The following is a 13,593-nucleotide window of genomic DNA, read 5'->3' on the forward strand; positions in this document are numbered from 1 at the left end:
GCGGCCGGGCGGCACGTCGGCTGAGGCTATCGGATGAGGGGAAGCGGGCGTTCATCGCCCGTTCACGCCCCGATAAGGGCGGCCTGCGAGGGCCTCGGCTTCGCGATCATCATGGTGGATGGGGGGCCGCGGCCACAAACCGCGCCCGCCCCGCGCCCGGCTTGCCCCGCATAGCGACCACCTGTCCACGTGGTGCGTTCGCCTCGGCGCGTTCGCTTAGGGTGGGCGCCCATGACATGGCTGATCACAGGTGGAGCGGGATACATCGGGGCCCATGTGGCGCGGGTCATGGCCGGTGCCGGGGAAGGCGTCGTCGTACTGGACGACATCTCGTCGGGCGTTCCGCGGCGGCTGCCCGCGGACATGCCCCTCGTGAAGGGCTCCTCGCTGGACGGGGCGCTGCTGCGCCGGGTCTTCGCCGAGTACGGGGTCACCGGTGTGGTGCATCTCGCGGCCCGCAAGCAGGTCGGGGAGTCGGTGGAGCAGCCGCTGCGCTACTACCGGGAGAACCTGGGAGGCCTGACGACGCTGCTCGAAGCGGTGGCCGAGGCCGGCATCGAGCGGTTCGTGTTCTCCTCGTCGGCCGCGGTGTACGGGAATCCGCCGGACGCGGAGTTCGTACGGGAGGACACTCCCTGCGTTCCGGTCAGCCCCTATGGCGAGACGAAGCTCGCCGGTGAGTGGCTGGTGCGGGCGGCGGGGCGGGCGCACGGCATCGGGACCGTCTGCCTGCGGTACTTCAACGTGGCGGGCGCCGCCTCCCCCGAGCTCGCGGACACCGGGGTCTTCAACGTGATCCCGATGGTCTTCGACCGGCTGCGGCGCGACGAGGCGCCGCGGATCTTCGGCGACACCCATCCGACGCCGGACGGCACCTGCGTCCGTGACTACGTGCACGTCTGCGACCTCGCCGAGGCCCATCTCGCGGCGGCCCGCAGGCTCGCGGCGGGCGCCGGGGGCGATCTGACGGTGAACATCGGGCGGGGGCGCGGCGTTTCCGTACGCGAACTCGTCACCCTCATCGGCGAGGTGAGCGGGGACACCCGGCCCGCGCTGGTGGAGCCGGCCCGCCCCGGCGACGCCCCGCGCGCCGTGGCCGACGCCCGCCGGGCGGCCGAGGAGCTCGGCTGGACGGCCCGGCGCGGGGTGCGCGAGATGGTCGAGTCCGCCTGGGCGGGCTGGTGTCTGCACCACCCCGGAGCGGTCCGCGGCTGATCGTTTCGACGCTCTGACCTGCACCCCTCCCCCAGACGGCAATCGTTGCCGTTTTCGCAGGTCAGGGAGATGACAACGGTGTTCAGTGCCGCGTTGCCAGATACCCCCCACCCGTAGTTCACTGTGGGCGCGCGACCGGCGAACGCCAGAACCGACGACCACTGGGGAGGCGGCTCCATGGGGGCTGGGCACGATCACGGACACACACACGGGGTACCGGCCACGGGGACGGCGGCCAACGCCTACAAGGGCCGGCTCCGTACAGCCCTCGCCATCACGCTCACGGTGATGGTGGCCCAGATCGTGGGCGGCGTCATGGCGGACTCGCTCGCGCTCGTCGCGGACGCGACGCACATGGCCACCGACGCCCTTGGCCTCGGCATGGCCCTGCTCGCGATCCACTTCGCGAACAGGCCGCCCACCGAGAACCGCACCTTCGGCTACGCCCGCGCGGAGATACTCGCCGCGCTCGCCAACTGTCTGCTGCTGCTCGGCGTGGGCGGCTACGTGCTGTACGAGGCGGTCGAGCGGTTCATCACACCCGCGCAGACCGAGGGCAGCCTCGCCGTCTACTTCGGCGTCTTCGGCCTCGTCGCGAACATGATCTCGCTGTCGCTGCTGATGCGCGGCCAGCAGGACAGCCTCAATGTGCGGGGCGCCTTCCTGGAGGTCGTCGCGGACACCCTCGGCTCGGTCGCGGTCATCATCGCCGCCGTCGTCATCATGGCCACCGGGTGGCAGGCCGCCGACCCGATCGCCTCGCTCGTCATCGGTTTCATGATCGTCCCGCGTACGGTCAAGCTCCTGAAGGAAACCCTGAACGTGCTCCTGGAGTCGGCCCCCAAGGGAGTCGACATGGCGGAGGTGCGGGCCCACATACTCGAGCTGCCGGGCGTCGAGGAGGTCCACGACCTGCACGCCTGGACCATCACCTCGGGCATGCCGGTGCTCTCCGCACACGTGGTGGTGAGCTCCTACACCCTCGACTCCATCGGCCACGAGAAGATGCTGCACGAGCTGCAGGGCTGCCTGGGCGACCACTTCGACGTCGAGCACTGCACCTTCCAACTGGAGCCGAGCGGACACGCGGAGCACGAGGCGAAGCTCTGCCACTGAACCCCGGCCCCACCGCTCCGGTGTACGACGCCGTGGTCACCTTCGGTGTTAATGTGGCCGGAGTTCTTGAGTTCCCTGGAGGTGGGTTAATGACTGTCGCGGCCGACGCTGCTCTGCGCGGCGACACGTGCATCCCCACTTCCCGGGCTCGCGTCTGACGCTCCGTACGTCCGCGGGCCCCTCACTCAAGGGTTTCCCACGTTGACCGACCACACGTCGCTCACCCATGCCTTCTTCGCCCTGCACCACGGGCTCGACCGGCAGGGTCCCGGTTCCGACGCCACCACCCGGCGGCTGCTCTCCCTCACGGGCGCGCTGCCCGCGCGAGCGCGCGGGCTCGCCGGATCGATCACCACCCTCAACGCCGACATGGCCGAACTCCCCTTCCCCGACGGCTCGTTCGATCTGGTCTGGGCCGAGAGCTCGGCCTACTCCATCGGCTTCGACACCGCGCTGCGCACCTGGCGGCGGCTGCTCGCTCCCGGCGGAGCGCTCGTCCTGACCGAGTGCGAGTGGACGGCCGCCGAGCCGTCCGCCGCGGCCCGCGCCTTCTGGGAGCGGCATTACACACTCCGTACCGGCGAGGAGAACCTCCGGGCCGCGACCGGTGCCGGGTACTCCGTGCTCGGCGTGCACCCGCAGCCCGAGTCCGACTGGGACGAGTACTACGGGCCGCTGGCCGCGCGCGCGGACGCGGCGGACCCCGCGGCTCCCGGCATGGCCGAGGCGCTCGCCGCCACCCGCGAGGAGATCGCGATGCGGCGCGAGCACGGCACGGAGTTCGGGTACGCGGGGTACGTCCTGCGGCCCACGGGCTCCTGGCCGACCCGGCCGGAGACCGCGTCGGACGTCGCCGCGGTGCACGCCGTGAACGCGGCCGCCTTCGAGAGCGAGGCGGAGGCCGATCTGGTCGACGCGTTGCGCGCCGACCCCGGGGCCTGGCTGCCGGGCCTGTCGTACGTCGCCGAGGCGCCCGACGGTTCCGTGGCCGCGCACGCGCTGATCACCCGCTGCCTGGTGGGCGGGGCGCCCGCGCTGGCGCTCGCCCCTGTTGCCGTACTGCCCGCACACCAGCGGACGGGGGCGGGATCGGCCGTTGTCCGTGCGCTGCTCGACGCGGCACGCGCGCGTGGGGAGCAACTGGTCGTCGTGCTCGGGCACCCCTCGTACTATCCGCGGTTCGGTTTCAAGCCCGCTTCCGGGTACGGAATCCGGCCAGGTTTCGAGGTGCCCGATGAGGCGATGATGGCGCTCGTGCTCGACGGATCCGACGATTCCGCGGGGCCGGCGCGGGGCACGATCCAGTATCCGGCCGCCTTCGGCGTCTGACCGCCCCACCGGGTGCTCCCTCGGGAAGCGCCCGGCGCATGTCCCGCCGTGCCCCGGTGCGGCGGGACATGCGGGCCCCCGAAGTGCCGGGGGCGTCCGGAACGTACGGCAGACTTGGGGCTCGAAGACCGAAGCGAAGGATGGGTATGCCGATCACACCTGCCACCGCGGCGAACGATTCGTCGAACGGCGCCGGAGAAGCGATCTTGCTCGAACTCGTCGACGAGGACGGCAGGACGATCGGCACAGCGGAGAAACTCGCCGCGCATCAGGCGCCCGGGCAGCTGCACCGGGCGTTCTCCGTCTTCCTCTTCGACGAGCAGGGGCGCCTGCTGCTCCAGCAGCGCGCCCTCGGCAAGTACCACTCCCCCGGCGTCTGGTCGAACACCTGCTGCGGCCACCCCTACCCGGGCGAGGCCCCGTTCGCGGCGGCCGCGCGGCGTACGTACGAGGAGCTCGGGGTCTCGCCGTCGCTGCTCGCCGAGGCGGGGACGGTGCGCTACAACCACCCGGACCCGGACTCGGGGCTCGTGGAGCAGGAGTTCAACCACCTCTTCGTGGGCATGGTGCAGGCCCCGCTCAGCCCGGACCCCGACGAGATCGGCGGGACCGCGTTCGTGTCGGCGGCGGAGCTGGCCGAGCGCCACGAGCGCGAGCCGTTCTCCGCGTGGTTCATGACCGTGCTCGACGCGGCCCGGCCCGCGATCAAGGAGCTGACCGGCCCCTCCGCGGGCTGGTAGCCACCCGAGCCGGCACAGACCGCCGCCGGGTCCCGGTCCGGCGGCGGTTCGCTAGCATGTAATGCATGCATGCCAATAGTGACTCTTACGAGCTCTGCGCGGGAGTGCCGTCCGTCGAGACCTTCCGCCACCTGCGGACCGTGGCCGGCCTCTCCGACCGGGCACCCGAGGCCGTCGCCCTCGCCCTGCCGAACACCTGGTACGGCGTGGTGCTGCGGCACCAGGGCGAGCCCGTCGGCATGGGCCGGGTCATCGGCGACGGCGGCACCGCGTTCCAGATCGTCGACATCTGCGTGCACCCGGACCACCAAGGGCAGGGCCTCGGCAAGCGCATCATGGCCGCGCTCACCGAGGAGCTGGAGCGCCGCGCGCCCGCGACCGCGTACGTCTCGCTGATCGCCGACGGCCCGGCGCGCTTCCTCTACGAGAAGTTCGGCTTCGCCGACACCGCCACGCACGACTCGATCGGCATGTACCGCTCGATGCCCGCGCGGTGAGCCGCCCGCCGGGGCGGTTGGCACGGGACTGTTGGTACGGGACTGTCGGTACGGGACTGCTGGTACGCGCCAACTCCTTGACGGGGACTCGGAGTCTGCCTTAAATCAAGTACTGAACGAAGTGAACACAGTCGGATCCTGCCGCGGTCGCTCCCTCGCCGCGGCCAGGTCTCGGCCGTCATTTGTCATGCGCACGCCCCATCTGGCCACCGCCCCCACGCGAAGCGATGTGATGACAGTGCACACCTCCCCCCGCCGCCGCACCAAGCTCTGCGCGCTCGCCCTTGCCTGCGGCGCCGCGAGCCTCGCCGTGCTCCCCTCGGCCTCCGCCGAGCCCGCGCCCCGCTCCCCCGCCACCGCACCGGCGGCCGCGGCCGCCTCGTTCACCGACGACTTCAACGGCCCCGCCGGGTCGGCGGTCGACGGCTCCAAGTGGCAGATCGAGACGGGCGACAACGTCAACAACCACGAGCGGCAGTACTACACCTCGGGCAACAAGAACGCCGCACTCGACGGCCGGGGCAACCTGGTCATCACCGCCCGCAAGGAGAACCCGGCCAACTACCAGTGCTGGTACGGCAGGTGCGAGTACACCTCGGCCCGCCTGAACACCGCGGGCAGGTTCACCCAGACCTACGGCCACGTCGAGGCCCGCATGAAGGTGCCGCGCGGCCAGGGCATGTGGCCCGCGTTCTGGATGCTCGGCGCCGACATCGGCAGCGTGGGCTGGCCGGGCAGCGGCGAGATCGACGTGATGGAGAACGTCGGCTTCGAACCGGGCACCGTGCACGGGACCCTGCACGGACCCGGCTACTCCGGCTCGGGCGGGATCGGCGCGGGCTACACGCTGCCCGGCGGCCAGGCGTTCGCGGACAAGTTCCACACGTTCGCCGTGGACTGGTCGCCGAACCGCGTCAGCTGGTCCGTGGACGGGACCGTCTACCAGACCCGCACCCCGGCCGACCTGAACGGCAACCGGTGGGTCTTCGACAAGCCCTTCTTCCTCATCCTCAACCTCGCGGTCGGCGGCTACTGGCCCGGCGACCCGAACGGCAGCACCTCCTTCCCCCAGCAGCTCGTCGTCGACTACGTGCACGTGACGACCGGCAACTGAGAGCCTGTCTTTGAACCGACACGCCGCCCGGGAAGAGGGCACCATGTGCGGCAGCCGCCGCGCTGAACAATGGCGTTTCCACCCCTCTTCCCAGGAGCGACAGGCATGAGCACTTCAGCCCAGATCGGGGTCACGGGCCTCGCCGTCATGGGGCGCAACCTCGCCCGCAACTTCGCCCGCAACGGGTACGTGGTCGCCCTCCACAACCGCACCGCCTCCCGCACCCACGACCTGGTGCGGGAGTTCGGCGAGGAGGGCATCTTCGTGCCGACCGAGACCGCCGAGGAGTTCGTGGCCGCCCTCGAACGGCCGCGACGCCTCGTGATCATGGTGAAGGCCGGCGAGCCGACCGACGCGGTGATCAAGGAGTTCGCGCCGCTCCTGGAGCCCGGCGACATGATCGTCGACGGTGGCAACGCGCACTTCGCCGACACCCGGCGCCGCGAGAAGGAGCTGCGCGAGCAGGGCATCCACTTCGTCGGCACCGGTGTCTCCGGGGGCGAGGAGGGCGCGCTGCACGGGCCGAGCATCATGCCCGGCGGCAGCACCGAGTCGTACGCCTCGCTCGGCCCGATGCTGGAGAGGATCTCCGCGAAGGCGAAGGACGGCGCCCCGTGCGTGACGCACGTCGGCCCGGACGGCGCCGGTCACTTCGTGAAGATGGTGCACAACGGAATCGAGTACGCCGACATGCAACTCATCGGCGAGGCCTATCAGTTGCTGCGGGACGTGGCCGGGTACTCCCCCGCGCAGATCGCCGACGTCTTCCGCACCTGGAACACGGGCCGCCTCGACTCGTATCTGATCGAGATCACGGCGGAGGTCCTCTCCCACGTGGACGCCGCCACCGGGAAGCCCTTCGTGGACGTCGTGCAGGACCAGGCCGAGCAGAAGGGCACCGGGCGCTGGACGGTGCAGATCGCGCTGGACCTGGGCGTGCCGGTGTCGGGCATCGCCGAGGCGGTGTTCGCCCGCTCGCTGTCGGGCCACGCCGACCTGCGCGCCGCGTCGAAGGAGCTGCCGGGCCCCACGGCGAAGCCGCTGAGCGGACCGGCGGCCGGCGCCTTCGCCGACCAGGTCGAGCAGGCGCTGTACGCCTCGAAGATCGTGTCGTACACGCAGGGCTTCCACGAGATCGCCGCGGGCAGCGAGACGTACGACTGGGACATCGACCTGGGCGCGGTGGCCCGTATCTGGCGCGGCGGCTGCATCATCCGGGCGGCGTTCCTGGACCGGATCACCGCCGCCTACGAGGCGCAGCCCGGCCTGGTCTCGCTCCTGTCGGACAAGGGCTTCGCGGACGAGATCGCGGGGGCGCAGGACGACTGGCGGGCCGTCCTGGTCGCCGCGACCACGCAGGGCGTGCCCACGCCGGGCTTCGCGGCGGCGCTCGCGTACTACGACGGGCTGCGGGCCGAGCGGCTGCCCGCCGCGCTCACCCAGGGCCAGCGGGACTTCTTCGGCGCGCACACCTACCGGCGGGTCGACCGTGCGGGCTCGTTCCACACGCTCTGGGGCGGTGACCGCTCGGAGACCGGCGCCTAGGCGCCGCAAGGGGTGCAGGGCCCCAAGACACCGGGGGGACGGCTCGGGCCGGCGAAAGCCGCCCGGGCCGTCGTCATGTCGGTGACCCAGGCCACCTCGGGGGGCCGCGGGCTGTGAGCCCACTCATAGGGGCCACGTCACATGCTAAGGACGGTAGTAGCGGGGTGAGGGCGGGGGCCGGGGGCCGAGGCGCGGGTATGGGCCGCTTTGCCCGGGGACGTCTGCGTACCGGGGTAGTACGTCACACCATTGCGTCCACCCCCGGGCACCCCTAACTCTGGCTGAGGTCTCCGGGGCTCCCGGATCCCCACCGGGCACAGACGCCCACTTCGGATCGAGCCCCACACGTCCCCCTTGAGGAGTTATCCCCGCATGGCCACGACCCAGACGCCGAACCGTGCCGCCCGCTTCCGCAAGTTCTCCGTCGCCGGCATAGCCACCGCCGGTGCCGCGGCAGCGGCCCTCACGATGGCGCCCTCCGCCGCGCACGCCGCGGAGCCGGCCAAGGTCAGCACGGCGGCCGCCACGCAGGCGCAGGCCGCCAAGAAGCCGCACGCCGACAACCTCGACGGCTGGATCCGCGAGTCCCTCGACATCATGAAGTCGAAGGGCATCCCCGGTTCCTACGAGGGCCTGCACCGCAACATCATGCGCGAGTCCGCCGGCGACCCGAACGCCCAGAACGGCTGGGACGTCAACGCGCAGAACGGCACCCCGTCCAAGGGCCTGCTCCAGGTCATCCAGCCGACCTTCGACGCCTACCACGTCGACGGCACCGCAAACTCCCTGACCGACCCGGTCGCCAACATCACCGCGGCCGCCAACTACGCCGCCGACAAGTACGGCTCGATCGACAACGTCGACTCCGCCTACTGAGCCCCCGGTCGACGAGGAGAGTCAGCGCATGCCGCACGAGAGCGGGAACGAGCACCCGGCGCACCCGGCCGACGGCCCCGCGGCACCCGCCTACGGGCCCGCGCGGGTACGCCGCTCCCGACGCAAGCCCCGGAAGAAGGCCCTGCGCTACGTCGCGTGGGGCGCCCTGGGCGCGGTCATCGTCGGTGGCGGAGGCGTGGCCTACGCCTGGCAGCACCTCAACGGCAACATCCAGGGCACGGACGTGAACGCCGCCCTGGGCAAGGACCGGCCCGCCCAGCAGCGCGACGGTTCGATGAACATCCTCCTGCTCGGCTCCGACTCCCGGGCAGGGACGCACGGCGAGTACGGCAGCGGCGTCAGCGGCGCCCGTGCCGACACGGCGATGGTCCTGCACGTGGACAAGACCCACAAGAAGGCCTCGGTCGTCAGCATCCCGCGCGACACGATGGTCCAGCGGCCCCAGTGCACGCCGTCCCACGGCGGCGGCGCGGCGGGCACTCAGCAGGCCATGTTCAACTCGTCCTACCAGGTGGGCGGACCCGCCTGCACCGTCAAGACGGTCGAGAAGATGTCGGGCGTCCGCATGGACCACTACCTCGAAGTCGACTTCAAGGGGTTCCGTAAGCTCATCGACGAGCTCGGCGGCGTGGACATCACCACCCACAAGGCCATCAAGGACCACAACAGCGGTCTCTCGCTGACCGCGGGCAAGCACACGCTGAAGGGCAAGCAGGCGCTTGAGCTCGTCCGCACCCGGCACGGCGTGGGCGACGGCAGCGACCTCGGCCGCATCCAGCTCCAGCAGGCATTCATCAAGGCCCTGATCCACCGCGTCAACACCGTCGACCCGCTCAGCGACCCCGGCAAGTCCTACGACCTGGCGGACACCGCGACGAAGACCGTCAGCGCCGACTCCGACCTGGCCTCCGCGGACAAGCTCCTCGGCCTCGCCAAGGAGCTGAAGGGCATCAGCCCCGAGGACACCGACATGGTGACCATGCCGGTCACCTACGACGCGCAGGACGCGGGCCGGGTCAAGCCGCTGGACAAGGCCTCGCACCAGGTCTGGAACGCGCTGCGCGAGGACCGGGCCATACCGAAGTCCGCCACCCGGGACTCGGTGGGCGACAGGACCGACTCACCGGTCTCGGCCGGCTCCTGAGGCCCCCTGGCTCGCCGGTACGCGCGCCCTAGTAGTCACCGGGCTTGAGGGGCAACGCCGCCCAGATGACCTTGCCCCCGCTCGCGGTGTGCTCGACGTCGCAGGCGCCGCCCGCCTCCTCGGTGATCTCGCGGACGAGGAGAAGTCCCCTGCCGCCCGTCTGGCCGTGGTCCGCCACGAGGGCCGTCGGGCGGTAGGGGTGATTGTCCTCGACGGACACCCGCACCCACTCGGCGCCGACGGCGATCTCCACCGCGAGCATCGGCGAGAGCAGGGCCGCGTGGCGCACCGCGTTGGTGACCAGCTCGGAGACGATGAGCAGCAGGCCGTGGACGAGGTCGTCCGGGGCCGGCACGCCCTGCCGGGCCAGCAGGTCGCGCACCGCATGCCGTGCCTGGGGTACGGAGGCGTCGACGGCCGGGGCGGTGAAGCGCCATACACCCTCGTAGGGCAATGGTCCGTCGTCGCCGGGGAGTGGGCCGGGCCGCCTCCCGCCGTTCTCCATCGTCGGGTCGCCGCCCTTGCGCTCGATTGTCGCCACACATCGAGTGTTGGGAACGCTCCGGCCCGGACCGCGCCGCTGACCAGAAGTCAGCGACTATCGACGGGATTTGATCGGTGGCGTATGACGCCGTCAGTTGTGCGACTGATCCTGCCCCTGTTGTTCCGGATTCAATTGTTTTTCAGGTTGTACGAGGCTGACGATGCGGCGCCCTCCGATGCCCGTGGCGATCAGGCCGAGGCCGTCGAAGAGCAGCGCGAGGGAGAAGAAGCACCCGATCACGTACTGGCTGCTGCTGGGCCACTCCGCGAGGACCAGGATGCCGATCAGCAGGCCGAAGGCGCCCTGCAGAAGGGTCAGGGCGAATTGCGGGCCGCGCACCACGAGGCTGCCGACCAGGCGGAACACCCCGCCCGTGAGGAAGAGCAGGGCCGCGAACATGGTCAGCGCCTCCGCCGCCACCTCGGGCCTGCGGATGATCACGACACCCGCCGCGAGGTTCAGCGCGGCGACCACCACGCCCAGCCAGAAGAAGCTGGTGCCCCGTGACTGGACGGCGTGCAGCAGACCCACGACGCCGCCGACGAGCAGCAGCCAGCCGAACAGAAGCATCGAGGTCAGCGTGGCGACGCCGGTGTAGACGAGGCCGACGAGCCCGGCCACGGCGAGGATCACGCCGAGCAGGGCGAGCCAGCCGAAGCTGCGGCTGAGCCTGGCGCCCTGGGCACCCGCTCTGGCGGTTCCGGTCCCTGCCCCGGGCTCGGTGGGTCCGGTGGTTCTGGCGTCCTTGGGTCGGGCCATCAGCGTCTCCCTGTCGCTCGGCAGAGCCTTCCGCACCCTATGTGCGCCCTGTGCTCCCTTATGTACCTTCTGTTCCACCCTTCTTGATCGTACGTTCGAGGGGTGCGGATAGCATCCGGCGCATGGAGCCGCAGCTGAGGCACACCGTCACGGACGGCGTCGCCACCGTCGTCATCGACCATCCAGCCAAGCGCAACGCCATGACCGCGGACATGTGGGGCCAGGTGCCGCCGCTCTTCGCGGCCCTCGCCGCCGATCCGGCCGTGCGTGCCGTCGTGCTCACCGGCGCGGGCGACACCTTCTGCGCGGGAGCCGACATCTCCTCGCTGCGCGAGTCGCCGGGCACCGCGCAGGACCTCGCGGTGCGGGCCGAGGACGCCCTGGCGGCCTTCCCCAAGCCGACGCTCGCCGCCGTGCGCGGCTACTGCGTGGGCGGCGGCGCCCAGCTGGCGGGCGCGTGCGACCTGCGGTTCGCCGACGAGGGCGCCTCCTTCGGCGTCACCCCGGCCAAGCTGGGCATCGTCTATCCGGCGTCGTCCACCCGGCGCCTGGTCTCGCTCGTGGGGCCCTCCGCCGCCAAGTACCTGCTCTTCTCCGGCGAGTTGATCGACGCGGAACGGGCGCTGCGCACCGGCCTGGTCGACGAGGTGCTGCCGGCCGGCGGTCTGGACAAGCGGGTCGCGGAGTTCACCCGGGTCCTCGCGTCGCGCTCGCAGCTGACCCAGGCCGCGGCGAAGGAGTTCGCGGCGGGGCGCACGGACCGGGACGCGCACTGGGCGCTGCAGGCGCGCGGCGGCGGCGACACCGCCGAGGGTGTCGCCGCCTTCCTTGAGCGCAGGCCGCCCCGCTTCAGCTGGACCCCGTCGACCGGCTGAGCCGCCGGGCGCGCGCCTACCGCTCGAAGCGGCTCCGGTCGCGGAACCTCGCGACGATGTGCGCGGGCGCCTTCTCGGGGGACCCGGCGTCGTAGGGCGGCTGGGGGTCGTACTCGGTCATCAGCTGGACGCTCTGCGCGTGCTCGTCACCCGCGATCCGGCCCGCCAGGGTGAGTCCCATGTCGATGCCCGCGGAGACGCCCGCCCCGGTGACGTACTTGCCGTCGAAGACGACCCGTTCCCCCGTCGACTCGACGCCGAGGCGTTCCAGCTCGCCCAGGGCGCACCAGTGCGAGGTGGCGCGGCGGCCCTTGAGGAGGCCCGCGGCGGCCAGGGCGAGGGAACCGGTGCACACCGAGGTCGTCCAGGTGCTCGTGGCGTCGACCGTGCGCAGCCAGCCCAGGAGCGCCTCGTTCTCCATCTGGTCACTCTGCCCCGGGCCGCCGGGCACCACCACGATGTCGGGGCGCTGGACCTCGGCGAAGGACTTGTCGGCGACCAGGGCGAGGGAGCCGCTGTCGTCGCGCACGGGTCCCGCCTGCTCGGCCACGAAGACGGTCTCGTGACCCGGCAGCGAGTTCAGCATCTGGTACGGGCCGATGGCGTCCAGAACGGTGAAGCGCTCGTACAGGGCGATGGCGATCTGCATGGTGTCCCTATCGGTTGGGGTGACTGGTGGGATGGCTGGTGGGGTGGCTGGTGGATGCCCCGGCCGGTACGGCCGGCGCGGGGTGGAAGCGGCGGCGGTACTCGGCGGGCGCCGCGCCGAGCGTTTTGACGAAGGCGCGGCGCATGGCCTCCGGAGTGCCGTAGCCGCTGGCGCGCGAGACCTGCTCGACCCCGTCGTCGCTGTCCTCAAGGAGGCGGCGGGCGTGCTCGATGCGGACGCGCTCGACGTACTTGCCCGGCGTGAGTCCGGTGTCCGCCCGGAAGGCGCGGGCGAAGTGCCGGGGCGAGAGCCGGGCGCGCGCGGCGAGCGCCTCGACCGACAGGTCGTCGGCCGGATGCTCGGTGATCCACTGCTGGACCTCGCGCAGCGGCTCGCGCCGCGCGGTCTGCGCGGCGAGCTGGACGCTGAACTGTGCCTGGTTGCCCGGGCGCCGCAGGAAGACCACGAGGTGCCGGGCGATGGTGAGCGCCACCTCACGGCCGAAGTCCTCCTCGACAAGGGCCAGGGCCAGGTCGATGCCCGCGGTGACCCCGGCGGACGTCGCGACGCGACCGTCGCGCACGTAGATGGGGTCCGGGTCGACGTCGATTCCCGGATGGTCCCTGGCCAGCTTCGCGCAGTAGGCCCAGTGCGTCGTCGCGCGGCGCCCCTCCAGGAGGCCCGCCTCCGCGAGCCGGATGGCGCCGGTGCAGACCGAGACGAGGCGCTCCGCGTGCGGGCCGTGGATGCGCAGCCAGTCGGTCAGGGCCGGGTCGGCGGCGCGGGTGCCCGGGCCGCCGGGGACCAGCAGGGTGTGCGGCGCGGGGGCGTCGGCCAGTGCGGAGTCCGGGACCAGGGTGAGGCCGCTGGACGTGCGTACGGGGGCGCCGTCCAGGGAGGCGGTGCGCACGCGATAGCCGCTCTCCTGATAGCCGCTCTCCTGGGCGCCGAGGGTGAGTGCGGCTCCCGTGAACACCTCCACGGGGCCCGTGACGTCGAGGCTCTGGACGCCGTCGAAGAGGACGACCAGGACGGTTCGCTGCTCCATGCCCCGATTCTTCGCCCGGCCGACGATGGCCGCAATGACGAGCACCCCACCTTTCCTGCCATCCGAACGCCGCGTGATGCTCTTTCGCCGGGCTCCCTACGGCGACATACCAACCAGTAGG

The 13,593-nt window shown here is 71.6% G+C and carries 14 protein-coding genes; 10 read left to right on the forward strand and 4 right to left on the reverse strand.

Annotation, left to right across the window (positions count from 1 at the left end; genetic code table 11):
- Positions 1–231: 231 nt before the first annotated feature.
- The 9 genes from galE (at position 232) to ACFVYL_RS00575 (ending at position 9,597) form a co-directional block, all read left to right on the forward strand.
- Entirely contained in the window at positions 232–1,215 is a 984-nt protein-coding gene (gene galE / locus ACFVYL_RS00535) for a UDP-glucose 4-epimerase GalE (RefSeq protein WP_389712073.1), read from the forward strand.
- 177 nt (positions 1,216–1,392) lie between these two features.
- On the forward strand, positions 1,393–2,331 hold the full coding sequence (locus ACFVYL_RS00540; RefSeq protein WP_389712074.1) for a cation diffusion facilitator family transporter: 939 nt from the start codon (positions 1,393–1,395) through the stop codon (positions 2,329–2,331).
- Between the two features lie 201 nt (positions 2,332–2,532).
- Entirely contained in the window at positions 2,533–3,660 is a 1,128-nt protein-coding gene (locus tag ACFVYL_RS00545) for a GNAT family N-acetyltransferase (protein ID WP_389712075.1), read from the forward strand.
- A gap of 146 nt (positions 3,661–3,806) precedes the next feature.
- Complete coding sequence (gene idi, locus ACFVYL_RS00550) at positions 3,807–4,400, forward strand: isopentenyl-diphosphate Delta-isomerase (protein ID WP_389712076.1); 594 nt, start codon at positions 3,807–3,809, stop codon at positions 4,398–4,400.
- Positions 4,401–4,465: 65 nt separating this feature from the next.
- The gene (locus ACFVYL_RS00555; protein ID WP_389712077.1) at positions 4,466–4,897 is read left to right on the forward strand and encodes a GNAT family N-acetyltransferase; all 432 of its coding nucleotides are present in this window, start codon (positions 4,466–4,468) and stop codon (positions 4,895–4,897) included.
- A 232-nt stretch (positions 4,898–5,129) separates the two neighbouring features.
- Complete coding sequence (locus tag ACFVYL_RS00560) at positions 5,130–6,011, forward strand: family 16 glycosylhydrolase (RefSeq protein ID WP_389712078.1); 882 nt, start codon at positions 5,130–5,132, stop codon at positions 6,009–6,011.
- A gap of 105 nt (positions 6,012–6,116) precedes the next feature.
- Positions 6,117–7,556 (forward strand): NADP-dependent phosphogluconate dehydrogenase, encoded by a 1,440-nt coding sequence (gndA, locus tag ACFVYL_RS00565; RefSeq protein WP_389712079.1) that lies wholly within the window; start codon positions 6,117–6,119, stop codon positions 7,554–7,556.
- A gap of 372 nt (positions 7,557–7,928) precedes the next feature.
- Positions 7,929–8,432 carry a transglycosylase SLT domain-containing protein gene (locus ACFVYL_RS00570; protein WP_389712080.1) on the forward strand — a complete coding sequence of 168 codons (504 nt, stop codon included), beginning with the start codon at positions 7,929–7,931 and terminating at the stop codon, positions 8,430–8,432.
- 28 nt (positions 8,433–8,460) lie between these two features.
- Positions 8,461–9,597 carry an LCP family protein gene (locus ACFVYL_RS00575; protein WP_389712081.1) on the forward strand — a complete coding sequence of 379 codons (1,137 nt, stop codon included), beginning with the start codon at positions 8,461–8,463 and terminating at the stop codon, positions 9,595–9,597.
- Between the two features lie 28 nt (positions 9,598–9,625).
- On the opposite strand, the gene ACFVYL_RS00580 is transcribed toward ACFVYL_RS00575, so the two are convergent.
- Both ACFVYL_RS00580 and ACFVYL_RS00585 read right to left on the reverse strand, forming a co-directional pair.
- Positions 9,626–10,102, reverse strand: coding sequence for an ATP-binding protein (locus tag ACFVYL_RS00580; RefSeq protein ID WP_389712431.1), 477 nt, complete (start codon positions 10,100–10,102; stop codon positions 9,626–9,628).
- A 129-nt stretch (positions 10,103–10,231) separates the two neighbouring features.
- Positions 10,232–10,900 (reverse strand): HdeD family acid-resistance protein, encoded by a 669-nt coding sequence (locus ACFVYL_RS00585; RefSeq protein WP_389712082.1) that lies wholly within the window; start codon positions 10,898–10,900, stop codon positions 10,232–10,234.
- A 122-nt stretch (positions 10,901–11,022) separates the two neighbouring features.
- Here ACFVYL_RS00585 and ACFVYL_RS00590 point away from each other — a divergent pair, with 122 nt between their 5' ends.
- Positions 11,023–11,775, forward strand: coding sequence for an enoyl-CoA hydratase/isomerase family protein (locus ACFVYL_RS00590; protein WP_389712083.1), 753 nt, complete (start codon positions 11,023–11,025; stop codon positions 11,773–11,775).
- 16 nt (positions 11,776–11,791) lie between these two features.
- On the opposite strand, the gene ACFVYL_RS00595 is transcribed toward ACFVYL_RS00590, so the two are convergent.
- Positions 11,792–12,424, reverse strand: coding sequence for a DJ-1/PfpI family protein (locus ACFVYL_RS00595; RefSeq protein ID WP_389712084.1), 633 nt, complete (start codon positions 12,422–12,424; stop codon positions 11,792–11,794).
- A 7-nt stretch (positions 12,425–12,431) separates the two neighbouring features.
- Positions 12,432–13,472 (reverse strand): GlxA family transcriptional regulator, encoded by a 1,041-nt coding sequence (locus tag ACFVYL_RS00600; RefSeq protein ID WP_389712085.1) that lies wholly within the window; start codon positions 13,470–13,472, stop codon positions 12,432–12,434.
- Positions 13,473–13,593 lie beyond the last annotated feature (121 nt).

Source organism: Streptomyces sp. NPDC058308, from assembly GCF_042880275.1.
Taxonomy (GTDB): domain Bacteria; phylum Actinomycetota; class Actinomycetes; order Streptomycetales; family Streptomycetaceae; genus Streptomyces.